Source organism: Actinokineospora globicatena (genome assembly GCF_024171945.1).
GTDB classification, from domain to species: Bacteria; Actinomycetota; Actinomycetes; order Mycobacteriales; family Pseudonocardiaceae; genus Actinokineospora; species Actinokineospora globicatena.
In genome coordinates this window covers 562,071-586,319 of the sequence record NZ_JAMTCR010000002.1, presented here as the reverse complement: position 1 = coordinate 586,319, position 24,249 = coordinate 562,071, and the positions used below count along the sequence as shown (strand labels likewise).

Genomic DNA, 24,249 nt, shown 5'->3' with positions numbered 1-24,249 from the left:
GTGGACGGCCTTGCGGAGGCGCTCCGCGCGGTGACGCCGATGGGCGTGGTGGTCGCCGTCTGCTCGGTCCTGTCCTGGATCGCGGGCGGCGTGCTCGGCTGGACCGAGCTGGTCGTCGCCGGGGTCGCCGGGGTGCTGGTCTTCCTGGCCTGCCTGAGCTGGGCCGTGGGCCGCAACCTGCTCGCGGTGCGGTTCACCCTGGACAAGGAGCGGGTCGTGCGCGGCAAGCCCGCGACCTGCGTCGTCGAGGTGGCGGGCAAGCGCGCGGGTGGTCGGCTGCTGGCGATGGAGCTCGAGCTGTCGGTGGACGACGAGGTGCACGTGGTCGAGGTCCCCGGGCTGGTGTCCGGGCAGGTGCACAGCGAGTTCTTCCCGATCCCGACCGACCGGCGCGGTGTCGTCGAGGTCGGTCCTGCGGTGACCGTGCGCGGCGACCCGCTCGGCGTGCTGCGCCGCGCGGTCGAGTGGGGCGGCACCCGCGAGCTGTTCGTGCACCCGGTCACCGTGGCGCTCGGCCCGCTGGGCGCGGGCATGCTGCGCGACCTGGAGGGCTACACCACCACCGACCTGTCCACCAGCGACCTGGCGTTCCACACGCTGCGCGAGTTCGCCCCCGGTGACGACCGCAGGCACATCCACTGGCGCTCGTCGGCCAAGCTCGCCGCCTCGGGGTCCGACGGCAAGTTCCTGGTCCGGCAGTACCTGGACACCCGCCGGGCGCGGCTGGTGGTCGCCGTCGACGGCGACCGCGCCGCCTACACCAGCGACGAGGACTTCGAGACCGCGATCTCGGTCGCGGGCTCGCTCGCGCTGCGCGCGGTGCAGGACGAGCTGGACCTCACCCTGTTCGCAGGCGGCCAGGTCGTGCTCGACGCCAACGCGCAGTCCTCTTTGGACGGGCTGGCCCGGGTCAAGCCGGTCAGCATGGGCCTCGACGACCTGACCACCCGCGCCGCCCAGCTCGCCCCCGACGCCACCGTCGTCGTGGTGGTGGCGGGCGCGGCGCGCACCTTCCCCGAGCTGCTGCGCGCCTGCGGGCAGTTCCCGTCGGACATCCGCCGCGCCGCGATCACCGTGTCGTCCGAGGGGACCGCGGGGATCACCGAGAACGTCGGACTCACCGTCGCGACCGTGCGCGACCTGGACGATCTGCGGGCCGTGCTCGCTGGAGGGCCGCTGGCATGACCAGTTCGACCGCTACCCGGCCCTCGTTGTTACCGACCCGCGCCGACTTGGCCGACGCCGCCTACCTGTCGGTGCTGTTCACCGTGGCCCTGGTCGGGTTCACCACCAGCTACACCGGTTGGTCGTTCCTGTGGACCGGGTTGGCCGGGCTGGGGCTCGGCCTGCTGGTCGGGCACGTGGCCAACGTGCTCAAGCAGCCGCTGATCACCGTGGTGGCGCTGACCGTCGCGGTGTTCTTCCTGCTCGGCGGCGCCGTGGTGGTGCGCGAGCGGGCGGTCGCCGGTTTCCTGCCCGGACCCGACGCGCTCGGCGCCCTCGCCCGGTCCAGTGTGGACAGCTGGAAGCAGCTGCTGACCACGCTGCCGCCGGTCGACAGCGGCCCGCTGCTGGTCATCCCGTACATCCTCGGCCTGGTCTGCGGTGCCGCCGGGTTCACGCTGGCCAGGCGGGTGCGCGTGAGCGCGGCCCCGGTCGCGGCGCCCGCGCTGGTGATGATCGTGGTCATCCTGCTCGGCACCACGACACCGGTGCTGCCGACGGTGCTCGGCGGGCTGTTCGCCGCGATCACCCTCGGCTGGATCTCGGTGCGGGCCCGGCGTCGGCGCCGCCAGCTGCGCGACGGCGCTCGGCGAGCGACCCGGGTGCTGTCCGCTGCCGGGCTCGTCGGCGTGATCGCCGCCATCACCGTGCTGGCTGGTCCGGTCCTGCCCGGCGCCGGTGGCGACCGGACGGTGCTGCGGGAGTACATCACCCCGCCGTTCGACCTCAACGCCTACGCCAGCCCGCTGGTCGGGTTCCGCAAGTACACCAAGGATGCCAACCAGCTCCACGACCAGACGCTGTTCACCGTCACCGGCCTGCCCGAGGGCGGCCTGGTGCGCATCGCCACGCTCGACGACTACACCGGCACGGTGTGGGGCGCGGGCGGCGGCAGCGCGGAGACCGTGCCCGGCCAGCCCAAGTACGGCTTCCAGCGGGTCGGGTCCCGCATCCCGGCCGCCGCCTCCGGCGACCGGACCACCGTCGAGATCGAGATCGGCGCGGCCTACGCGACCGCCGACGACGTGAACGCCTGGCTGCCGACCCCCGGCGAGCCGACCGCGATCCGCTTCGCCGGTGACACCGCGGCCGGTCACGCCGACAGCTTCCGCTACAACCTGGCCACCACCTCCGGCATCGTGGCCGACCGGCTGCGCACCGGCGACCGGTACACGGTGGACACCATCGTCGACACCGTCGAGGTGCCCGCCGACCCGCAGCCCTTCGGCCGCCCCGCGCTGGAGCAGTCGGCCTACCAGTTCGTCTCGGCCAAGACCGGGACCTGGGCGGGCAAGGCGACCGACCTCGGCGGCAAGCTCAAGGCGGTCGCGAGCTACCTGCGCGACAACGGCGCCTACAGCGACGGCGGGCCGGGGGAGACCGAGTACCTGCCCGGCCACAGCGTCGGCAGGCTCACCAGCTTCCTCAACGCCCAGCGCCCGGTCGGCGACGACGAGCAGTACGCGGCGGTCTTCGCGCTGGTGGCCAACCAGCTCGGCATGCCTGCCAGGGTGGTGCTCGGCGCCAAGCCGGGCGCCGATGGCGTGGTGCGCGGCGAACACGTGCAGGCCTGGGTGGAGATCCACCTCACCGACGGCCGGTGGGCCAAGGTGATGAACACCGAGTTCATGCCGGACCGCTCCAAGAAGCCGGACAAGATCCCGCCGGAGCAGTTCGAGAACACCGAGGCGTCGATCGTGCCGCCGCCCAACACCGTGCACCCGCCGAGCTCGCTGACCGACGCCAGCCGGGTCGACCCGAACGTCGGGCGCTCCGCCTCGGCCAAGGACGGCGAGGGCTGGGAGATCCCCGGCTACCTGCTCACCATCATCACCTGGGCCGGTCCGCCGATCGGGCTGATCGCGCTGGTCTGCACGGTGATCATCGGTGGCAAGGCGCTGCGCAGGCGCAGGCGCCGCCGGTTGGGCGAACCGGCCACCCGGGTCGCCTCCGGTTGGCAGGAGGTCATGGACCGGGCGCGCGACCTCGGCACCGCCGTCCCGGTCGGGCTGACCCGGCCGGAGCAGGCGACCGTCCTGGGCGACGAGGGCGTGCTGCGGTTGGCCCGCGCGGCCGACGCGACGGTGTTCGGCCCGATCGACCCGAACGACGCGTCGGCGACCCGGTTCTGGGCCTCGGTCGACGAGGTCCGCAAGCAGCTCGGCGCGGGCGTCGGCCGGTTCCGCAGGCTCAAGGCGGCGCTCAACCTGAGCACCCTGCGGGTCCGCGGGTCCTGAGTTCTCCACAGGAACCGCGTCCGTCCACAGGTCTCGACCCCAGTTCATCCCCAGCTGGGGATGACGCTGTGTACAGATCGACTTCGGATGGCGGCTTGACAGCGCGGTCCCCAGCCGCAATAAACCGCGCGCCGGTGGATAGGCCTTACACTTAGGTAAGCCTTACCTATCGGGGGTACCGTGCGCACCTGCTCGACCACGCCTGCGGAGTTGATCTCCGCTGCTCAGGAGGACTACTTCTTCCTGGCCACACCCGGCCGCTGGTGGTTCACCACCGGCTGCCTCGCCCAGGTCGTCGTCGACCGCGACGCTGTGCACCTGTGGACACCCGACGGCGACGACGTCGAGCCGTGGGTGGACCCGCTGCGCCAGGTGGTCGACCTGCTGCACGGCGCGGCCCCCGCGGACTGGCACGCCTTCGGTTGGGCGGCACCGGAACTGCGGCACGCCATCGCGGGCCGACCCGACCTCGTCGGGGGTGATCAGCCGCTGCTGCACCTGGTCGTGCCGCGGCACATGGCCGACATCACACCGTCACGGTCCGTCGCCGACACCGTGCCGGTGGCGGCGTTCCGCATCGGGGCCACCGAGTTCGCGGTGCCGGACGGTCACCACGTGTCGACCGGGTTCGCCAGTGTCCCGAGCCTGCTCGGCGCGGCCGCGGACGTGGTGTTGGCCCTGGACTCTCGAACCGAGCTGGCCGACGTGATAAGGATAGGCTAAGCAAAGTTCAGCGGAGGTGGATGACCCATGCGGGTCGTGATGTTCGGTTTCCAGACCTGGGGGCACCGCACCCTTGAGGCGCTGCTGGCGTCGCACCACGACGTCGTCGCGGTGGTCACGCACCCGCCGGGCGAGGGCGTCTACGAGAAGGTCTGGAGCGACTCGGTCGCCGAGCTCGCCGAGGCCAACGGCGTCGAGGTCATCGTCCGCGAGCGCCCCGACGACGACGAGCTGTTCGAGCGGCTCACCGAGCTGGACCCGGACGTCGTCGTCGCCACCAACTGGCGCACCTGGATCCCGCCGCGGATCTTCGGCCTGCCCAAGCGCGGCACCCTCAACGTGCACGACTCGCTGCTGCCCGCCTACGCGGGCTTCTCCCCGCTGATCTGGGCGCTGATCAACGACGAGCCCGAGGTCGGCGTCACCGCGCACATGATGGACGACACGCTCGACGCCGGTCCGATCGTGCTGCAGCGCGCGGTCCCGGTCGGCCCGCGCGACACCTCGGCCGACCTGTTCGCCAAGACCCTGGCGCTGTTCGGGCCGATCACCGTCGACGGCCTCGCCGAGATCGAGGCGGGCCGCACCGACTTCGCCGTGCAGGACCGCACCAACGCCAGCTTCTTCCACAAGCGCGCCGAGGAGGACCTGCGGGTCGACTGGACCTGGTCGGCCCAGGAGCTCGACCGGTTGGTGCGCGCCCAGTCCGCGCCGTACCCGAGCGCGTTCTGCTTCCACCGCGGCAAGCGGCTGGAGATCGTCGCGGCCCGGGTGTCCGAGGCCAAGTACGGCGGCACCCCCGGTCGGATCTTCTACCGCGAGGGCGACGGCGTGGCGATCGTGGCCGGTCCCGAGGCGCGCCGCGGCCGCAACCACGCGCTGCTGGTCACCCGGGTCCGCACCGCCGACGGCACCGAACTGGCCGCGCACGACTACTTCAAGCACATGGGTGGATACCTCACCTCGCGACCCTGAGCCCGTCGACGGCCACCGGCACCCCGCCGGTGGCCGTCCCACCGCCGAGGGAGGCCGCACCCGATGAACACCCTGGAAGCGCAGGCGAGACCGGTCCGGGTCGCCAGGCCGCAGCTGCGCAGGCTGCTCCCCGCCGACCTCACGGCGGCCCTGCTCACCGACGTCCCCGACTTCTACGCCACCGACACCGCCGACGTCCTGCGGGCCGCGCTCGTGGTCGCCGTCGGCGAGCAGGGGACTGTCCAGGCGCGTGGCGGGCTGGCGGGCACCGTCCGCAGGCTCACCGCCGCGACCGACCCGTCCCCGATCGGCTTCCACTACCTGGCGGGCGATCCCGACCTGACCAACGTCGTGGACGTCGTCGTCGAACTGGTGGACGGGCAGGTCATGTCCACGTGGTCGTGGCGGGCGGAGCTGCGCACGGAACGCGCCGTCGTCCAGCTCTCGCGCGCGTGGTCCGACGCGTTGACCGCGCTGGTCGCGCAGGCCCGCACGATCAGTCCGATCCCGACCGAGCTGGACCAGGAGTGCGACAGCATCTCGGTGGACTTACCGGGCTCGGTCAGCCCTGACGCCATGCGCAAGGCGATCGACGCTGTCACGTGCCGGTACCCGTACCTCGCCACCGGTAGACGCGTTGTCAACGGTGCTGTGTTCGCCGTCCAGGGCGCGGGCATGTCGTTGCGCTGCACTGACGAGGACGACTTCCACCCGGCCTGGACGCCCATGGTCCAGTTCGAACTCACCCGCGTCGGCGCCGCCCGCACCCGGCTCACCATCGCGGCGAACCCGCTGCTCGTCGGCGACCTGCCCGGCCTGGTCCGGGAGCTGCGTGCCGAGCTGGCGGGAGATCCAGACCACGTCTCGCCGCGGGCCATGGACTCCGCATCGCTCGGTAATTAGGTTAGCCTTACCTCTGATCCGGGGTGGATCGTGTTCGTCGACGAAGGGACCGCGGTGACCAGCGACGCTCAGCCGCACGAGGTGCGCGATGTGGTCGGGATCGGCTTCGGGCCGTCCAACCTGGCGCTGGCCATCGCCGTGCACGAGCACAACCGGCGCCACCCCGAGCAGCGGGTCGACGCGCTGTTCCTGGAGAGGCAGCCCGCCTTCGGCTGGCACCGGGGCATGCTGATCGACGACGCGACCATGCAGGTGTCCTTCCTCAAGGACCTGGTCACCATGCGCGACCCGGCCAGCGACTTCAGCTTCCTGTGCTACCTGCGCGACCGGGACCGGCTGGCCGAGTTCATCAACCACAAGACGATGTTCCCGCTGCGCACCGAGTTCCACGACTACTTCGAGTGGGCGGCGGCCAGGGTCGACGACCAGGTCCGCTACGGCGCCGAGGTGGTCTCGGTGCGCCCGGTCGAGGTCGACGGCGAGGTCACCCACTTCGACGTGATCGCCAAGGACGCCGAGGGCCTGATCAGCACGGTCCGCGCGCGCAACGTCGTCGTCGCGACCGGCCTGCGGCCCAAGCTGCCCGCGGACGCGGTGGCCTCCGACCGGGTCTGGCACAACATCGAGCTGATGCACCGCGTCGGCGCCCTGGCCAAGACCGAGCCGCACCGGGTGCTGGTGGTCGGGTCCGGGCAGAGCGGCGCGGAGACCGTCGCCGAGCTGCACTCGGCGCTGCCCAACACGCAGGTGTGCGCGGTGTTCGCCCGCTACGGCTACGCCCCCGCCGACGACAGCCCGTTCGCGAACCGGATCTTCGACCCGCGCGCGGTCGACCACTTCCACTCGGCCTCGGCCGAGGTCAAGCAGATGCTGCTGGACTACCACCGGAACACGAACTACTCCGTGGTGGACATGGACCTCATCGAGGAGCTCTACCGCCGCGAGTACCGGGAGAAGGTCACCGGCCGCAAGCGCCTGGACATCCGCATCGCCTCCCGCGTCACCTACACCCGCGAGACCGACGAAGCCGTCTACGCGACCGTGGAGTTCTTACCGACCGGCGAGACCGAGGTTCTTGAGTGCGACGCGGTCGTTTACGCCACCGGCTTCCGTCAGGGTGACCTGTTCGACCTCCTCGGCCGCGCTGCCGCTGTGTGCGAGCGCGACGAGGCAGGCCTACCGATCGTCGGGCGGGACTACCGGGTCAGCACCGCTGCCAACGTGACGGCTGGTGTTTACCTCCAGGGCGCCGAGCACAGCCACGGTCTCACCGCGACACTCCTGTCGACCACGGCCGTCCGGGTCGGCGAGATCCTGGACTCGATCGTCAACGGCAGCCCCGAGGTGACCCCGGTCGAGCAGGTCGCCGTGCCGGAGCGCGTCGCGGTCAGCTGACCCGGCGGTCCACGACCGCCGGTCTGTCGGCCGGGGTGGGTACTTTGGTGCCATGGCAACACTGGTGACCTTCCACGCCCACCCCGACGACGAGTGCATCAACTGCGGTGGCGTCATGCGCAAAGCCGCCGACGAGGGCCACCGCGTCGTCCTCGTGGTGGCGACCAGGGGCGAGCTCGGCGAGGTCGAGGACGGGTTCCTGGCCCCCGGCGAGGACCTGACCACCCGCCGGGTCGCCGAGACGCACGCGGCCGCCGAGATCCTCGGTGTGTCCCGTGTGGAGTTCCTCGGCTACACCGACTCCGGGATGATGGGCGAGCCGTCCAACGACACCCCGGGCACCTTCTGGACCGCGTCGGTCGACGAGGCGGCCGAGCGCCTGGCCAAGATCCTCGTCGAGGAGTCGGCCGACGTGCTGACCACCTACGACGACAACGGCGGCTACGGCCACCCCGACCACATCCAGGTGCACCGGGTCGGCCGCCGCGCCGCCGAGCTGGCCGGGACCGCCCGGGTGTACCAGGCGACCGCGAACCGCGACGACGTCCGCAAGCACATGGGCGCCGCCGCGGCCGCTGACGCCGAGGCAGCCGCCGCGCAGGGCATCGAGGCGCCCGAGTCGTTCGGCCCGCCGGAGGAGTGGGAGATCGGCAAGCCGCTGGAGGAGCTGACCGCCCGCGTGGACGTGCGGGCGTATGTGGCGGCCAAGCGGGCCGCGATGCGCGCGCACGCCAGCCAGATCTCCGAGGAGAGCTTCTTCCTGTCCATGCCGGACCCGGTCTTCGCCGAGGCGTTCGGCGTGGAGTGGTTCATCCGCGAGGGGGCAGGCCCGGGGATCACCGAGACCGACATCATGGCCGGGCTCTGAGGCCCACCATCGGGTGACGAGGCTGGTACTGGCCCGCCGGGGCGGCTTACCTTGCCGAGCGTGTCCGCAGCCTTCGACGACATGGTCCGCCGGGCCTCGGCGGGGCAGCCGGGTGCGCTCGCGGTGCTGCGCGCCGAGCTGATGGCCCAGCCGCGGGCCTGGCTGGTCGACCAGCTGCTGGCCACCGTGGCCCCGTCCAGCGGGTACCGGCCCACCCAGGTCGAGCTCGACGAGCAGCGGCTGGTCGAGCACACCGCCCGGTTCGGCGCCTGGGACACCAGCGCCTGCCTGGTCGGGCCGCCGCCACCGGCCGGGCAGCTGATCGACCGCGACCAGCGCACCGCGCACGGCGAGGCGCTGCTCGTCGAGGCCAAGGACCTGCTGCACACGCTGCTGACCGGGCCGACCGGGCTGTCCCCGATCCGCCGCGCCCGGCTCACCCTGACGCTGCCCGACCAGGTCGTCGCCGTGTTCGGCTTCTTGCGCGGCACGATCACCAGGACCCCGGTCGGCGGCGGCCAGACCGCGCTGCTCGTCGACTACCCCGAAGTGGCCGCCGACCTGGTCGGGGACGCCGTGGTGGCCGCGCTGCGGGTGGTCAACGGGCTGGAGCTCAACGAGGCCGTGCTCTACGCGCGGCGCGCCGACGTGGACGCCAGCACGCTGATCTGAGCGAGAATCACCCGGTAGCGCCCCCGCGACCCGAGGAGTCCCATGCCGTTCCCAGCCGCGCCCTACCGCGCCGAGGAGAGCCGCTACGACCGCGCCGACTACCGCAGGTCCGGGCGCAGTGGCCTGCGGCTGCCGCCGGTCTCGCTCGGCCTGTGGCACAACTTCGGCGGCGACCGACCGCTCGACACCGGCCGCGCCATCCTGCGCCGCGCGTTCGACCTCGGTGTCACCCACTTCGACCTGGCCAACAACTACGGCCCGCCCTACGGCAGCGCGGAGGAGAACTTCGGCCGCGTGCTGGCCACCGACTTCAAGCCCTACCGCGACGAGATCGTGGTCTCCACCAAGGCGGGCTACGACATGTGGCCGGGTCCGTACGGGGAGTGGGGTTCCCGCAAGTATGTGCTGTCCTCTTTGGACCAGTCGCTGACCAGGCTCGGCCTCGACTACGTCGACATCTTCTACTCGCACCGCTTCGACCCGGACACGCCGCTGGAGGAGACCATCGGCGCGCTGGTCACGGCGGTGCAGCAGGGCAAGGCGCTCTACGTCGGGGTGTCGTCGTACTCCCCGGCGGCGACCAGGCAGGCCGCGCAGATCCTGCGCGCCGCCAACGTCCCGCTGCTGATCCACCAGCCGTCGTACTCGCTGCTCAACCGGTGGATCGAGCCCGAGCTGCTCGACACGCTCGACGAGCTGGGCGCGGGCTGCATCGCGTTCTCCCCGCTCGGGCAGGGCCTGCTCACCGACCGGTACCTCGACGGCATCCCCGAGGGGTCCCGGGCCAGCCGCGACTCGTCGCTGTCGCCCGAGCTGATCTCCGAGGAGAACCTGGCCAGGGTGCGCGGGCTCAACCAGGTCGCCCGCGAGCGCGGCCAGACGTTGGCCCAGCTCTCGATCGCGTGGGTGCTGCGCGACCGGCGGGTCACCTCGGCGCTCATCGGCGCCAGCTCGGTCGCCCAGCTGGAGGCCAACCTGGCCGCCGTCGACGCGCCCCCGTTCACCGACACCGAACTGGCCGAGATCGACAGGTACGCGGTGGATTCCGGGATCGACCTGTGGGCGCAGTCGCGCGAGGCGGGCTGATCCTTAACACGGTCGCGGTGCGGAGGACAACGCCGGTGTTGTCCTCCTCACCGGTGATCCTCCGAAACCCAAGGTGACGGGCGGGGTGCTGGTTCTCCCCGTCCACAACCGTCGAAACATCGCTGTTACGTTCCCTGGGTATGTCCGGGGAAACGCACGACGTGGTGATCGCCGAGCCGTCCACAGAGGACGGCTCCGAGCTGTGGCGGATCGCCCGCGACTCGCGCACGCTCGACCTGAACTCCTCCTACGCCTACCTGCTCTGGTGCCGCGACTTCGCCGACACCTCCGCCGTCGCCACCGTCGACGGCCGACCGGTCGGCTTCGTGATCGGTTTCGTCCGGCCGAGTGAGCCGGACACCGTTGTGGTGTGGCAGATCGCCGTCGACAGCGGCCAGCGCGGCAAGGGCCTCGCGGGCAGGCTGCTCGACCACCTGCTCGACCGGCTCGCGCCGCGCGGTGTGCGGCACCTGGAGACCACCATCACCGCTGACAACGCCGCGTCCATCGCGTTGTTCGGCGCACTGGCCCGGCGGCGGGGGACGCGGATGCGCCAGGCCGACCTGTTCGCCGCCGACCACTTCCCCGACGACCACGCCGCGGAGGACCTGTACCGCATCGGTCCGTTCGCCCCGGCTGCCGTCGCCGTCGGGGTCTGACCCGCGTCCCACTGGCCCGTTCGCCCTACTTTCCCGCTGGGGAGGGAGATTTCACGATGAGTGTGTTCGAAACCCTCGAGTCCGAGGTCCGCAGCTACAGCCGCGGGTGGCCGGTCGTGTTCGACCGCGCGGTCGGCAGCCACCTCTACGACGAGTCTGGCAAGTCCTATGTGGACTTCTTTGCGGGCGCGGGCGCGTTGAACTACGGCCACAACAACCCGGTGCTCAAACAGGCCGTCGTCGACTACATCATGCGCGACGGCGTGACCCACGCGCTGGACATGAACACCGTGGCCAAGCGCGACTTCCTGGAGTCCTTCCGCGACGTCGTGCTCGGTCCGCGCGAGCTGGACTACAAGGTGATGTTCCCCGGCCCCGCGGGCGCGAACGCGGTCGAGGCGGCGCTGAAGCTGGCCCGCAAGGTCACCGGCCGCCAGTCGGTGGTCAACTTCACCAACGCCTTCCACGGCATGACCCTCGGCGCGCTGTCGGTCACCGGCAACTCGATGAAGCGCGGCGGCGCGGGCATCCCGCTGGTGCACGCCACCCCGATGCCGTTCGACAACTACCTCGACGGCCAGGTGCCGGACTTCCTGTGGTTCGAGCGGCTGCTCGCCGACAGCGGCAGCGGCCTCAACGAGCCCGCCGCGGTGATCGTCGAGACCGTGCAGGGCGAGGGCGGGATCAACGCCGCGCGGGTGGAGTGGCTGCGGGCGCTCGCCGACCTGTGCAAGCGGCACGGCATCCTGCTCATCGTCGACGACGTGCAGATGGGCTGCGGCCGCACCGGGCCGTTCTTCAGCTTCGAGGTCGCGGGCATCACCCCGGACATCGTCTGCCTGTCCAAGTCCATCGGCGCCTTCGGCCTGCCGCTCGCGCTCACCCTGATCCGCCCGGAGCTCGACGTCTGGGAGCCCGGCGAGCACAACGGCACCTTCCGCGGCATCAGCCCGGCGTTCGTCGCGGCTACCGAGGCGCTGCGCACCTACTGGACCGACGACACCCTGGAGAAGGGCACGCTGGCCAAGGGGGAGCAGGTGGAGCGGGTCATGCACGGCATCGCCGAGGCGCACCCGACCGCCGAGCTCAAGGTCAAGGGTCGTGGTCTGGCCAGGGGCCTGCGCTTCGCCGACGGCGAGACCGCCGGTGCGGTGTGCCGCGCCGCCTTCGACCGCGGCCTGCTGGTGGAGACCTCCGGCCCCGACGGCGAGGTCGCCAAGGTCATGCCGCCGCTGACCATCACCGACGACGAGCTGGACGCGGGCCTGGGCATCCTGACCGAGGCCGTCGCCGCCACCCTGACCCGCCGCTGACCACTGCCGCTGACCACCAGAGCGCGAGGAGGACCCATGATCGTCCGCACGCTTGCCGAGATCACCGACACCGACCGCGACGTCACGACCGAGCACTGGCGCAGCAAGCGCATCGTGCTCGCCGGTGACGGCGTCGGATTCTCCGTCCACGAGACCGTGCTGGAGCCGGGCGCGGTCAACGACTTCTGGTACGCCAACCACATCGAGGCCGTCTTCATCGTCGAGGGCGACGGCGAACTGCTGGACAAGGAGACCGGCGAGGTCCACCAGCTCGCGCCGGGGTCCATCTACGTGCTCGACGGCAACGAGCGCCACCAGCTGCGCCCGCGCACCCGCATGCGCACCCTGTGCGTGTTCAACCCCCCGGTCACCGGCCGGGAGGTGCACGACGAGAACGGGGTCTACCCGCTCGTCGTCGAAGACAAGTCGTGAACCCCGAGCAGGCCAGCCGAGGAGGGCTGATGACACTCACCGACACCCACCTCAACACCGTCTCCCGCGCCGACCGCTACCCGACCCGCACCACCGAGCCGCTGGCGCCGTTCGCCCGCACCGAGCCGACCGTCTGGGGCGGGCTGACCGGCCCGATCGACCCGGCGACGTTGGCCGCGCACGACTCCCGCGGCTACTCCCGCTACGACGGCCTGCTCAGCCCGGCCGAGGTCGCCGCCTTCCGCGCCGAGCTCGACCGGCTGGCCACCGACGAGGCGGTGCGCGCCGACGAGCGCACCATCGTCGAGCGCGAGTCCGCCGAGGTGCGCTCGATCTTCGAGGTGCACCGCAGCAGCGAGCTGATCGCCGAGCTCGTGCGCGACCCGAGGGTGCTCGACCGGGCGCGGCAGGTGCTCGGCTCCGAGGTGTACGTGCACCAGAGCCGGGTCAACTACATGCCCGGGTTCACGGGCAAGGGCTTCTACTGGCACTCCGACTTCGAGACCTGGCACGCCGAGGACGGGATGCCGCTGCCGCGCGCGGTGAGCATGTCCATCGCGCTCACCGACAACCACCCGTTCAACGGCGGGCTGATGGTGATGCCCGGTTCCCAGCGCACCTTCGTGCCGTGCGTCGGCGAGACCCCGGCCGACCACTACAAGGCCTCGCTGACCGAGCAGGAGATCGGCGTCCCGAGCCAGCGCGCGATCTCCCTGCTCGCGGCCGAGCACGGCATCGACCAGTTCACCGGCCCGGCCGGGTCGGCGCTGCTGTTCGACTCGAACCTGATGCACGGCTCGGGGAACAACATCACGCCGTTGCCGCGGTCGAACATCTTCGTCGTGTTCAACTCGGTGGAGAACGCGCTGGTCGACCCGTACGCGGCGGCCGCGCCACGGCCCGGTTTCATCGCCGCGCGCACGGTCGAGCCGCTGGTGCGGTGACCCGCCGGTGATCATGCGTAATCCATCTGTTACCATCAGCGCACGCTCCGCCACCGGTTGATCAAGAGCTGGTCGTGGTTCCCACTCGGGGTGAACCCGACGTGCTGTGGACCAACTGCGGCGGAGTACGGCCCCGTGCCCACCGATGTCGGGATCGGTGTGGCGGCGGGGCCGACCTATGCCCGCACCCGGTCGCTGGTCCTTTCCCGCCCGTTTTTGGTGCTACCGGCGCACTTCACCCCCACACGCGGTTAGGCCATCCGGTTGACTAGTGCCACAACCGCGCCCGCGCCTGCTGTTTCGCCCTAGGTTTGTGCCGGGAGCGCTGGGAACCGGCTTTAGGGGAGTCGGTCCGATCGGGGGGTGGTACCGAGTGGCGCATGTCGCGCTCGCGCGTCCGGAGCAAGGCGGACCGCGGTTTTGCGTACTGGGCCCGGTGTGCGCGCTGGTGGGGGAGAACACGCTGGTACCCGGGGGGCCGGGGCTGCGTGGACTGCTGGCGATGCTGCTGCTGGAGCCCAACCAGGTCGTCTCGGTCGAGCACGTGATGGATGTGCTGTGGGATCACGAGCCGCCTGCGACCGCCCGCACCATCGTGCAGGGCTACGTGTCCAGGCTGCGCCGTTGGCTGTCCACTGTGGATCCCACGCGGGAGACCAGGATCCAGACGGCGGGGCCCGGCTACCGGCTGGTGGTCGACGAGGCCCGCATCGATGTCGCACTGGCCAGGGAGTTGCTCGGCCAGTCGCGGGACCGACCGGCGAGCGAGCGCGCCGAACTGCTGGGCAGGGCCCAGGCGCTGTGGCGCGGACCTGAGCTGTCCGGCATCGGCGGCCGCGTCCGCGCGCCGGAACTGGCCGAGCTGCGGCTGACCGTGATCGAGGCGCGCATCGACGCCGACCTCGAACTGGGCCGCCACGACGACGTCATCGGCGAACTGGCCGCGCTGGTCGACACGCACCCGTTCCGCGAACACCTGGTCGGGCAGCTCGTCCTCGCGCTGTACCGCTGCGGTAGACGGGCGGCCGCGCTGGAGATCTACCAGCGCTTCGCCCACCGCGCGTCCCGGGAACTGGGACTGGACCCGGGTCCCGGTCTGCGCGAGCTGCACAGCCGGATCCTGCGCGACGACACCACGTTGCTCGAACCACGCCCGACCCCGGTGATCACACCGCGCGTCGGCGTGCTGACCCCCGCGCAACTCCCAGCCGCCCCACCGGGGTTCACCGGTCGGGACGCCGAACTCGGCTGGCTGGACGGCATCCGCGACACCGCGGACGGCACCGCACCCGCGATCGCCGTACTGGTCGGCTCGGCCGGTGTCGGCAAGAGCGCGCTCGCCGTGGTGTGGGGAACCCGCTCCGCCGCGGAGTTCCCCGATGGGCGGCTGTACGCGTCCTTGCGCGGCTTCGACCCCAGGCACGAGCCCACCGAGCCCGCCGAGGTGCTGGCCCGGTTCCTGCTCGCGCTCGGCGTCGCCGCGGAGCACATCCCCGACGACCTCGCCGAGCGGACCGCGCTCTACCACTCGCTGCTGGCCGAGCGCCGGGTGCTCGTGCTGCTCGACGACGCCCGCGACTCCGACCAGGTGCGCCCGCTGCTGCCCGGCGCGCCAGGGTCGATGGTGCTGGTCACCAGCAGGCGCAAGCTCGACGGGTTGGTGACGCACGGCGCCGCGCTGCGGGTGCTCGGCACGCTCCCGCCGGAGGAAGCGGAAGCGGTCATCGAGCACGCCGCCGGTCCGCCAGCCGACCACGAGCGGGCGTTGCGCACGAGGCTCGCCCGGTTGTGCGACCACTTGCCGCTCGCGCTGCGGATCGCGGGTGCCCGGCTGGTCGTCAGTCCACAGTGGTCACTTCGGGAACTGGTCGGTGAGTTGGCCGACGAGCGCACCAGGCTCGGCGCGCTGCGCGTGCACGACGTCGACACCGGGGTGCGCGCCGCACTGGACCTGACCGTCGGTGGTCTGGACCCCGCGCTGGCCGCGACGCTGCGGTTGCTCGGCGCGGTCCCCGGACCGACGTTCGGCCCGTACCTGGTGGCCACCATGGCCGAGACCTCACCGGACACCGCGCGCGAACGGTTGCGCGGGCTGGCCGCGCTGTTCCTGGTCACCGAGTCCGAACCGGACGTCTACGGCATGCACGACCTGGTTCGGCTCTACGCCAGGGAACTGGGCGCCGACGACCGGTTGCCGTCGGTGCTGCGCCACTACCTGGTCGCCGCCGACCTGTGCCGCAGGCAGTTGCGCGCCGCCGCCGACGACATCGACTACGCCGACACCGAACCGGACGTCCCCCGGCCCCGGGTGCGCGGCCGCGAGGACGCGCTCGCCTGGTTCGAGCGGGAGTGGCCCAACCTGGTCGCCGCCGCCGAGGCGGGCGCCAAAGCGGGGCTGCACACCCAGGTCTGGCAACTGGCCAGGATGGCAAGCGAGTACCGCAGGGTCCGCTCCCGCCGCGATGACTGGGAACACGTGCTGCGCCTCGGGTTGGACGCGGCGAAGGCGGCGGGCGACCGCAGGGGCGAGGTCCTGATGCGGCTGAGCCGGTGCGTGCTGCTGACCCGGTTCGACCAGGAGCACGAGACGGTCGCCGACGCCGAGCGCGCCGTGGCCATCGCGACCGAGCTGCGCGACTCCAAGCTGATGGCGATGGGCTTCAACACGGTCGCGAGCGCTCTCTACGGCCAGCGCCGCTACAACGAGGCACTGGCCGGTTACCGCAAGGCACTGGAGCTGTCCGGTCGGGCCGGGTACCGGCTCGGGGAAGCCAACCTGCTCAACAACATCGCGCAGGTGCACCGCAACCTCGGCGCCCCCGCCGAGGCGGTCACCCCGCAGGCGCAGGCGGTCGCCATCTTCCGCGAGGTCGGCGACCTCGGGTTCGTCGGGCTGGCCCTGGCCAACCTGGCCGAACTGGAGCACGAGCTCAACTTGCCCGAGGCGGCCGAGGTGCACGCCAAGGAGGCGATCTCGCTCGCCGAGGACAACGGGCTCGACCTGACCGAGGCCTTCGCCCGCGAGGTGTTCGCCAGGGTGCTGCGCGACCGCGGCGAGATCGCGGCGGCCAGAGTGGAGCTGACCCTCGCACTCGAGCTGTACCGGCTCGTGCAGTCACCGCTCGCCGACGGCGTCCAAGCTGGACTGGCGGCGCTGCCCACCGACGTTTAGCGAACGCTTAGCCGTCGCCGCGGGTGGGCCGGCACCCTCTCGGCGCAGGGTGACCGGTGGTCACCCAGGGCCGCGGGCGGGAACCACGGGGGTGCGGCCCGACGCACCGGCCGGCGCTCTCGGGGGAGGGAGAGCCGGCCGGTCGTCGTCCGCCCGCTGTGGACTCAGACCCCCGCCGTGCGGTCGTCCCCCTTGACCGGCGCCAACTCCGGGCGCTTGGGGTGCAGGCCGTCGCCGAGGGACTCCCCGGTGATCTGCCTGCGCACCCACGGGATCAGGTGCGTCGTCGTCCACGCGAGGTCGTCCTGCCGCAGCCGCAGCCACGGCTTGCGCGCCTCCGCGGGCAGCGGTTCGCGCCAGTCCTGCGACACCTCGAAGTCGAGCACCTCCGCGGTGCGCAACACGATCCGGCGGTGCCCCTCGCTGGAGAAGTGCAACCGGTCGTCGCACCAGGACCGCCGGTCGTGCAGCACCCCCATCGACCACAGGTCGACCAACCGCGCGCCGTGCCGCTCGGCGATCGCGTGCAGGTGTCCGTTGTAGATGGCCACCTTGCCGCGGAACCGGCGGATCAGCGGCTGCACCTTCGGATCCGGACCGGTGAACACCACGACGTCGCAGCCCGCCTCGCGCAGCGCGACCACCGCGGTCTCGAACAGCGCGGCCACGTCGTCGACATCGGTGCCCGGCGTGATGATGTCGTTGCCACCACCGCAGAGCGTGACGAGGTCAGGGCGCGCGGTTAGCGCCACCGGCACCTGCTCGTCGATGATCTCCTGCAGCATCTTCCCGCGCAGCGCCAGGTTCGCGTACCGCAAACCGGGCCGCCGCGCGGCCAGCATCTCGGCGAGCCGGTCGGCCCACCCCACGTACCCACCGTCGTCGGACACGTCGCCCATGCCCTCGGTGAAGCTGTCCCCGATCGCGATCCAGCTGTCCCACCCGTGCACAGCCCGACCCCCCTTCCCGATCATCGACCCGTTGCCCCACACAACCAAACGCGGCCAGTATGCCCCCGCATTCCCGAGCCCCGCGTCAGCGCAGAGTATGACCCCCCGCCCCGGGTGGACCAGCCACTGCCAACCCCGCTGGAGCCGTCGCCGCCGGTCAGGCAGGCTGGAGGGGTGAGTGACTCGCTGTCGGACCTGCTCGGCGGCCGCCGCGGCGCCATCGACGCCACCGCGCCCCCGGTCGCCTTCGCCGCCGCCTGGCTGGTCACCGGTTCGATCGGCCTGGCGAGCGCCGCGGCCCTGCTGGTGGCGGTCGTCGTCGGCGCCCTCCGGCTGAGCCGGGGCGAGAAGGTGACCGCGGTCCTCGGCGGCATGCTCGCCGTCGCCGTCGGCGCCCTGGTCGTCCTCTACACCGGCCGCGCCGAGGACTTCTTCCTGATCCAGCTCCTCACCAACATCGCCAGCGCCCTCGCCTGGGCGGTGAGCATCGTCATCCGCCGCCCCCTGCTCGGCGTGGTCGTCGGCCTACTCCTCGGCCAACGCCTCCGCTGGCGCCAAGACCCGGACCTCCTCCGCGCCTACAGCCGCGCCAGCTGGGTCTGGGTCCTGCTCCAGTACACCCTGCGCACAGCCGTATTCGGCCTGCTGTGGTGGCTCGGCAACGTAGCCGCCCTCGCCCTCGCCCGAGTAGCCCTCTCCTGGCCCCTGGTAGCCCTCGTCATCGCCGTGAGCGCCACCGTCCTGCGCAAGTCCCTACCCGCCGATCACCCGGGCCTCCGCCACCCGCGCCTACCCGCCCCGGCCGAACCGCCGGTCCAGCAGTCCGGGACGCAGAACTAGCAGAACCAGACGCGCGCCAACTCGGTTGGCCTAGACCAGGGGGCGGACGGCGTTCTTGCCGAAGGCGTCGAGGGAGGCGAGCCAGGCAGCGCCGATGGTGCCGTCCTTGGCGTCGACGACCTCGTGTTCCGCCAACAACTCCCGGACCCGTGCCCCGACAACGGTCTGCAGCACCGCCCCCGCGAGGACGACCGGTCCGGTGTCGTGCACCGCGAGTGCCTGGTTGGCCAGGGAGCGCGCTGCTCGGTCCACGATGTCGTGGGCCGCTGGGGCGTCGACCGAGGGGACGATCGGGGCGAACCGGGCCAGGCGGATCGGTTCCTCGCGGTTCACCTGTCGGATCAAGCGGCCGAAGGGGATGCGGGGGTCGCCGCCGAGGGGGAGGCCCGCCGCGGTCAGGACGGCTTCTGGGAGCGGGCCCAGGGGTTTGCCGCTCTGCAGCGCGTAGAGGGTGTGCCGGACGGCCTCGCGGCCGATCCAGAACGCGGAGCCCTCGTCGCCGAGGAGCCAGCCGAAGCCGCCGTAGGTGGCGACCAGTTCGCGGCCGGCGATCCGGCCGGCGATCGAGCCGGTGCCCGAGATCAGCACGGTGCCCGCCGCCGCTGACGTGCCGGACGCGAAGGCCACCTCCGCGTCGGTCACCACGCGCGGGTGCAGCAGTTCGAACACCACGTCGAACTCGGCGGCGACCGCGGGGTCGAGCAGCGCGGACGACCCGGCCATCCCGATCACGCAGGCCGCCACCTCCGACCCGCCCAGCGCCGCGTTCACCGCGGTCAGCAGTTGCCCGGCCGCGGCGGCCGGACCGTTCGTGTTCGGGTTGCCACCGCCTGCGACACCGCGACCGACCACGGCGCCCGAGGCGTCCACGGCCAGCGCGCGGGTCGTGCTGCCCCCGATGTCGACGCCCAACGCGACCCCGGTCATCGGACCGCTACTCCGTTCGGCGTAACATGAGCGGGCCCGCTCCGCTCCACCCCCTCGGCGGAGCGGGCTCCCCCCACCATCGCTGACCGCGCGCCGAACTGCTCCGCCTCCACCTCCCGGACGAGCAGTGGGTCGCCGCAGGACGCGCAGGTCACCACGGCGTGCGTCTCGTGGCCGCAGGTCCGGTGCCGCAGCCGCACCGGCCGGTCCTCGGTCAGCCAGCGCTCGCCCCAGTGCATGATCGCCGCGAGCGCGGGCCAGAAGTCGCGGCCCATGTCGGTGAGCACGTACTCGTAGCGCACCGGCCGCTCCTGGTAGCGCTCCCGGCGCAGCAGACCGGCGCCGACGAGGCGGTCCAGCCGCTCGGTGAGGGTGTTGCGGGCGATGCCCAACTCGGCCTGGATCCGGTCGAACCGCCGGGCGCCGAGGTAGGCCTCCCGGAGCACGAGCAGGGTCCACTGGTCGCCGAGCAGGTCCATCGCCCGCGCGATGGAACAGGGCCACTGCGCGAACGATGTCCTTCGCATCGCCCCAGTCTAGGAAGCCGGGGCGCCGGGCGAAACGTGATCACCGCGTGCGGGTGAACCTGCCGAGCCCGCCGCGCTGTCGTGATGGCCGCCACACCCAGTCGGTGTCCGGCGGCGCGGGCGATTTTCCGGAACCACTCGAACGGCTGAACTCCGTCCGACCGCACCGGACAAATCGGACTGGGTGCGGTGCGCGGTGCCGGGCCCGCCGCGGCCGTGGTGAGCAGCGCGTTCGCCCGGCATTCGGCGCAGCGGTCGGGTTCTCGCGACACCGCCGCCCAGGCCCGCGGGAGTTCCCCGGATCGCCGTTCGCCCGACAGCCGCCCGCCCCCGGGCGGTAAGGTCTAGACCAATCATACCGTAGGTGGGACGGCGCGGCGGGGCGCGCGGACGCGGGCCACTGGTCACGGTAGGGCCAAACAGGCGGGGTGTGATCGCGTGCGGCACCCCCGACAAGGCATTCTGTACGGGTCGGGCGCAATACTCAGGAGGGACGCCATGCTGGAGATGTCCACGGCCGACGGGTCGGACACGGTGGCGCGCGTGCAACGGGAACCCAAGTACTGGGGTCTCAAGCGCCACTTGCTCGACCTGCTCGGGTCGCTGCCTCCCGGCTCGCCCATCCCGACCGAACGCTCACTGGCCACCGAGTTCGACGTCTCCCGCACCACCGTCCGCCAGGCGCTCGCCGAGCTGACCGTCGAGGGCAGGCTGCTGCGGGTGCAGGGCAAGGGCACCTTCGCCGCCGAGCCCAAGGTCGCCCAGCGGCTGCAGCTGTCGTCCTACACCGAGGACATGCGCGCCCAGGGCCGCGAGCCCTCCAGCAAGCTGCTGGAGGTCTCCGAGATCCCGGCCGAGGCCGACCTGGCCAGGCTGCTCGGCATCCGCGCGGGCGCCAAGGTGCTGCGGCTGCACCGGCTGCGGCTGGCCGACGGCGAGCCGATGGCCATGGAGACGACGCACCTGCCGCTCGGCCGCTTCCGCGGTCTGCGCCGCTACGTCAGCGGGGGCGGCTCGCTCTACCAGGTGCTGCGTGAGCGGTTCGACGTCGAGATGGGCCACGCCGAGGAGACGATCGAGACCGCGTTGGCCGGTCCGCACGAGGCCGAGCTGCTCGGCGCCGATGTGGGCATGCCGATGCTGCTGCTGTCGCGGCACTCGTTCGACACCGACGAACGCCCGGTGGAGTGGGTGCGGTCGGTCTACCGGGGCGACCGGTACAAGTTCGTGGCGACGCTCAACCGCCCGGCCTGACGGTGGCGGCCGAGGTCCGCTGGGGCACGGCCACCGCCCGCGGGGTGCTGGCCACCACGATCCTCGGTTCCGGCATGGCGATGCTGGACAGCAGCGTGGTCAACATCGCCCTGCCCAGGCTCGGCACGGAGCTGGGCGCCTCGGTCGCGGGCCTGCAGTGGGTGCTCAACGGGTACCTGCTGGCGCTGGCCGCGCTGATCCTGGTCGCGGGCTCGCTCGGGGACCGCTACGGCCGCCGCCGGGTGTTCGTGGTCGGCGTCATCTGGTTCGGCCTCGCCTCGGCCCTGTGCGGGGTCGCGGTGTCCACGCCGATGCTGGTCGCGTCCCGGGTCCTGCAGGGCATCGGCGGCGCGCTGCTGACCCCGGGCTCGCTGGCCATCCTGCAGGCGGTCTTCCACCGCGACGACCGCTCCCGTGCGATCGGGGCGTGGTCCGGTCTCGGCGGCATCGCGGCCGCGGTGGGACCGCTGGTCGGCGGCCTGCTGGTGCAGGCCTGGTCGTGGCGGCTGGCGTTCCTGGTGAACATCCCGCTGGTCGTGGTGTGCGTGTGGCTGGCGATGCGGTGCGTGCCGGAAACCCGCGACGAGCAGGTCACCGGCCACCCGAACATCCTGGACTCGGTGCTCGGCGCGGTCGGCCTCGCTGGCGTCACCGCCGCCCTGGTGGAGGCCCCGGTGCGCGGCGCGGACTGGCTGGTCGTCGGCTCCGCCGTGGTGGGGGTCGCCGCACTGGCCGCGTTCGTGCTGCTGCAACGGCGCCAGGCAGACCCGCTGGTCCCGCCTGCGCTGTTCGCCAGCCACACCTTCGTCGTCGCCAACGCGCTCACCCTCGTCGTGTACGCGGCGCTGACCGGCGTGATGGTGCTGATGGGCCTGCAACTGCAGACCTCACTCGGCTACTCCCCGACGGCCGCGGGCCTGGCAGGACTGCCGATCACCGCGGTGATGCTGCTGCTGTCGGCCCGGTTCGGCCAGCTCGCGTCCCGGATCGGCCCGCGCTGGTTCCTGGTGGCCGGGCCCCTGCTGATCGCCACGGCGATGCTCCTGATGACCAGGATCGCGCCGGGTTCGTCGTACGTGGGCGCGGTCCTGCCGTCGGTCGTCCTCTTCGGATTCGGCCTGTCGGTGGTGGTCGCCCCCGTGACCGCGACTGTCCTGGCCGCCGCCCCCGACAGGTACGCGGGCCTGGCGTCCGGAGTGAACAACGCCGTGGCCAGAACCGGCGGCCTCCTCGCCGTCGCGGTCCTCCCCACCGCCGCGGGCCTCACCGGCGCCGCCTACACCGACCCCACCGCCATGACCTCCAGCTGGCGCACAGCCCTCCTCATCTGCGCCGCCCTAGCCGCGGCAGGCGGCCTCATCGCCCTCACCATCCACGACAACGTCCTAGCCGCCCCACCCCCCGGCCCCCACTGCGACGTCGAAGCCCCCGCCCCAACACCCCAGGGCTGACCAAGCCGGGTGATCAGGCCTGGAGCAGGGTCGCGAGGGCGTCCGGGTCGATGTTGCCGCCGCTGAGGACTGCGACTGTTTTGCCGGTTGGGAGCTTGTCGCTGTGGTGGAGGACGGCGGCGGTGGTGACCGCGCCGCTGGGTTCCGCGATCAGGTGCGCGCGGTGCGCCAGGGTGGCCACGGCTGAGCGGATCTCATCCTCCGAGACCGTCACGATTCCGTCCACGTAGGCCTGCTGGTGGGCGAAGGTCAGGGCGGAGGGTTGGCTGCGCAGGCCGTCGGCGATGGTGCGGTTGCGGTCGGCCACCGACCACGGGACGAGTTCGCCCCTGGCCAGGCTCTCCGCGGTGTCACCGGCCAGTTCCGGCTCGACCGCCCACACCTGCGCCTGCGGGCGCAGCGCCTTGATCGCGGCCGCGATGCCCGAGATCAGGCCGCCGCCGCTCACCGGGGCGAGCACCAGGTCCACGTCGGGCAGGTCGGCGATGATCTCCAGGCCGATGGTCCCCTGACCGGCGATGACCCGGGGGTCGTCGAACGGCGGGATCAGCGTCGCGTCCTCGCGCTCGACGATCGCGTACGCCGCCGACTCGCGCTCGCCGGTCTTGACCAGCACCACCTCGGCGCCGTGTGCCCTGGTCGCGTCCACCTTGACCCGGGGCGTGTCCTCCGGGACCACGATCCACGCCGGTACCCCGAACGCCCGCGCCGCGTACGCGACGGCCTGGGCGTGGTTGCCGCTGGAGTACGCCACCACCCCGCGTTCCCGGCGGGCCGGGTCGACGCTGGCGACGGCGTTGTAGGCGCCCCGGATCTTGAACGCGCCGACCGGCTGCAGGCTCTCCGGTTTGATCCACAGTGGACGGTCGGCCCACGGCGCGGGTACCAGCGGGGTGCGCACCGCGTGCCCGGCGATCCGCTCGGCGGCGGCGGTGATGTCCTCAAGGGTGACCAGGTTCACCGCACCAGTGTGCACCGGCCGGGTGGGGGTCGCGGGTGTCGCGCTGCTCACCCCTGCCGCAGCACCGCGGCCAGGCTCTCGGCGGCTGCCTTCGGGTCGGCGGCGTCGGTGATCGCCCGCACCACCGCGACCCGGCGCGCACCAGCGGCGACGACCTCCGGCAGCCGCGCGGCGTCGATACCGCCGATGGCGAACCAGGTGCGTTCCGGCGCGGCCGCCGCCGTGGCCTGGACCAGGTCGAGACCGGCGGCCGGACGACCGGGCTTGGTCGGCGTCGTCCAGCACGGGCCCGTGCAGAAGTAGTCGACGCCCGGTTCGGTCGCCGCCGCGATGGCCTGCGCGAAGTCGTGCGTCGACCGCCCGATGACGACGTCGTCGCCGACCACCCGGCGCGCCACCGGCACCGGCAGGTCGTCCTGCCCCAGGTGCAGCACGTCCGCCCCGGCGGCGAGCGCGACGTCGGCCCGGTCGTTGACCGCCAGCAGCGCCCCGTGCGCCGCGCAGACCTCCGCGATCACCGACAACGCGCGCAGCTCGGGTCCGGCCTCCAGCGGCGCCCCACCGCGCTTGTCGCGCAGCTGCACGATGTCGACCCCGCCCGCCAGCGCGGCGTCCACGAAGTCGGCGAGGTCGCCCTGCTCGGTCCGCGCGTCGGTGCACAGGTAGAGCCGCGCGTCGGCCAGCCTGCGCCTGATCTGGTCCCCGTCGAGTCCTGGCATGGAGATGACGCTATCGC

At 72.2% G+C, this 24,249-nt stretch carries 22 protein-coding genes; 17 read left to right on the top strand and 5 right to left on the bottom strand.

The features are described from left to right. The 14 genes from LV79_RS34325 to LV79_RS02685 all read left to right on the top strand — a co-directional run bounded on the left by LV79_RS34325 (position 1) and on the right by LV79_RS02685 (position 16,603). Positions 1 to 1,185, top strand: coding sequence for a DUF58 domain-containing protein (locus LV79_RS34325; RefSeq protein ID WP_253831687.1), 1,185 nt, complete (start codon positions 1 to 3; stop codon positions 1,183 to 1,185). Continuing rightward, entirely contained in the window at positions 1,182 to 3,461 is a 2,280-nt protein-coding gene (locus LV79_RS02745; protein WP_253831685.1) for a transglutaminase TgpA family protein, read from the top strand. The genes LV79_RS34325 and LV79_RS02745 overlap by 4 nt, the downstream gene beginning before the upstream one ends. Positions 3,462 to 3,641: 180 nt before the next feature. Beyond that, positions 3,642 to 4,184 carry a hypothetical protein gene (locus LV79_RS02740; RefSeq protein ID WP_253831683.1) on the top strand — a complete coding sequence of 181 codons (543 nt, stop codon included), beginning with the start codon at positions 3,642 to 3,644 and terminating at the stop codon, positions 4,182 to 4,184. 27 nt (positions 4,185 to 4,211) lie between these two features. After that, positions 4,212 to 5,159, top strand: a complete 948-nt coding sequence (locus tag LV79_RS02735; protein WP_253831681.1) for a methionyl-tRNA formyltransferase — start codon at positions 4,212 to 4,214, stop codon at positions 5,157 to 5,159. Positions 5,160 to 5,222: 63 nt separating this feature from the next. Next, positions 5,223 to 6,062, top strand: coding sequence for a condensation domain-containing protein (locus LV79_RS02730; RefSeq protein ID WP_253831679.1), 840 nt, complete (start codon positions 5,223 to 5,225; stop codon positions 6,060 to 6,062). A 30-nt stretch (positions 6,063 to 6,092) separates the two neighbouring features. Then, positions 6,093 to 7,457 carry a lysine N(6)-hydroxylase/L-ornithine N(5)-oxygenase family protein gene (locus tag LV79_RS02725; RefSeq protein WP_253831677.1) on the top strand — a complete coding sequence of 455 codons (1,365 nt, stop codon included), beginning with the start codon at positions 6,093 to 6,095 and terminating at the stop codon, positions 7,455 to 7,457. Positions 7,458 to 7,509: 52 nt separating this feature from the next. Further along, positions 7,510 to 8,325 (top strand): PIG-L family deacetylase, encoded by an 816-nt coding sequence (locus LV79_RS02720; RefSeq protein ID WP_253831675.1) that lies wholly within the window; start codon positions 7,510 to 7,512, stop codon positions 8,323 to 8,325. Between the two features lie 60 nt (positions 8,326 to 8,385). After that, a complete protein-coding gene (locus LV79_RS02715) occupies positions 8,386 to 8,997 on the top strand; it encodes a hypothetical protein (RefSeq protein WP_253831673.1) in 612 nt (203 codons plus the stop codon). A gap of 42 nt (positions 8,998 to 9,039) precedes the next feature. Beyond that, complete coding sequence (gene mgrA, locus LV79_RS02710; RefSeq protein ID WP_253831671.1) at positions 9,040 to 10,083, top strand: L-glyceraldehyde 3-phosphate reductase; 1,044 nt, start codon at positions 9,040 to 9,042, stop codon at positions 10,081 to 10,083. 140 nt (positions 10,084 to 10,223) lie between these two features. Next, on the top strand, positions 10,224 to 10,742 hold the full coding sequence (gene ectA / locus LV79_RS02705; RefSeq protein ID WP_253831669.1) for a diaminobutyrate acetyltransferase: 519 nt from the start codon (positions 10,224 to 10,226) through the stop codon (positions 10,740 to 10,742). A 56-nt stretch (positions 10,743 to 10,798) separates the two neighbouring features. After that, the gene (gene ectB, locus LV79_RS02700; protein ID WP_253831667.1) at positions 10,799 to 12,055 is read left to right on the top strand and encodes a diaminobutyrate--2-oxoglutarate transaminase; all 1,257 of its coding nucleotides are present in this window, start codon (positions 10,799 to 10,801) and stop codon (positions 12,053 to 12,055) included. Positions 12,056 to 12,091: 36 nt separating this feature from the next. Further along, the gene (locus tag LV79_RS02695) at positions 12,092 to 12,487 is read left to right on the top strand and encodes an ectoine synthase (protein WP_253831665.1); all 396 of its coding nucleotides are present in this window, start codon (positions 12,092 to 12,094) and stop codon (positions 12,485 to 12,487) included. A 29-nt stretch (positions 12,488 to 12,516) separates the two neighbouring features. Beyond that, positions 12,517 to 13,431, top strand: a complete 915-nt coding sequence (gene thpD, locus LV79_RS02690; protein ID WP_253831663.1) for an ectoine hydroxylase — start codon at positions 12,517 to 12,519, stop codon at positions 13,429 to 13,431. A 448-nt stretch (positions 13,432 to 13,879) separates the two neighbouring features. Continuing rightward, positions 13,880 to 16,603, top strand: coding sequence for an AfsR/SARP family transcriptional regulator (locus tag LV79_RS02685; protein ID WP_253831661.1), 2,724 nt, complete (start codon positions 13,880 to 13,882; stop codon positions 16,601 to 16,603). Positions 16,604 to 16,767: 164 nt separating this feature from the next. Here LV79_RS02685 and LV79_RS02680 read toward each other — a convergent pair whose 3' ends face one another. After that, positions 16,768 to 17,553, bottom strand: a complete 786-nt coding sequence (locus LV79_RS02680; protein ID WP_253835716.1) for an SGNH/GDSL hydrolase family protein — start codon at positions 17,551 to 17,553, stop codon at positions 16,768 to 16,770. 174 nt (positions 17,554 to 17,727) lie between these two features. On the opposite strand from LV79_RS02680, the gene LV79_RS02675 reads away from it, so the two are divergent. Next, complete coding sequence (locus tag LV79_RS02675; protein WP_253831659.1) at positions 17,728 to 18,393, top strand: DUF3159 domain-containing protein; 666 nt, start codon at positions 17,728 to 17,730, stop codon at positions 18,391 to 18,393. Between the two features lie 30 nt (positions 18,394 to 18,423). Here the strand turns inward: LV79_RS02675 and LV79_RS02670 are convergent, their stop codons facing one another. Together LV79_RS02670 and LV79_RS02665 are read right to left on the bottom strand one after the other, a co-directional pair. Next, positions 18,424 to 19,320, bottom strand: a complete 897-nt coding sequence (locus tag LV79_RS02670) for an N-acetylglucosamine kinase (protein WP_253831657.1) — start codon at positions 19,318 to 19,320, stop codon at positions 18,424 to 18,426. Then, positions 19,317 to 19,847 carry a winged helix-turn-helix transcriptional regulator gene (locus LV79_RS02665; RefSeq protein ID WP_253831655.1) on the bottom strand — a complete coding sequence of 177 codons (531 nt, stop codon included), beginning with the start codon at positions 19,845 to 19,847 and terminating at the stop codon, positions 19,317 to 19,319. The genes LV79_RS02670 and LV79_RS02665 overlap by 4 nt, the downstream gene beginning before the upstream one ends. A gap of 498 nt (positions 19,848 to 20,345) precedes the next feature. Here LV79_RS02665 and LV79_RS02660 point away from each other — a divergent pair, with 498 nt between their 5' ends. Next, a complete protein-coding gene (locus LV79_RS02660; RefSeq protein ID WP_253831653.1) occupies positions 20,346 to 21,101 on the top strand; it encodes a GntR family transcriptional regulator in 756 nt (251 codons plus the stop codon). Between the two features lie 2 nt (positions 21,102 to 21,103). Next, entirely contained in the window at positions 21,104 to 22,552 is a 1,449-nt protein-coding gene (locus LV79_RS02655) for an MFS transporter (RefSeq protein WP_285469855.1), read from the top strand. 13 nt (positions 22,553 to 22,565) lie between these two features. Here LV79_RS02655 and LV79_RS02650 read toward each other — a convergent pair whose 3' ends face one another. After that, positions 22,566 to 23,513 carry a threonine ammonia-lyase gene (locus tag LV79_RS02650; protein WP_253831651.1) on the bottom strand — a complete coding sequence of 316 codons (948 nt, stop codon included), beginning with the start codon at positions 23,511 to 23,513 and terminating at the stop codon, positions 22,566 to 22,568. A gap of 47 nt (positions 23,514 to 23,560) precedes the next feature. Continuing rightward, entirely contained in the window at positions 23,561 to 24,232 is a 672-nt protein-coding gene (thiE, locus tag LV79_RS02645; protein ID WP_253831649.1) for a thiamine phosphate synthase, read from the bottom strand. Positions 24,233 to 24,249 lie beyond the last annotated feature (17 nt).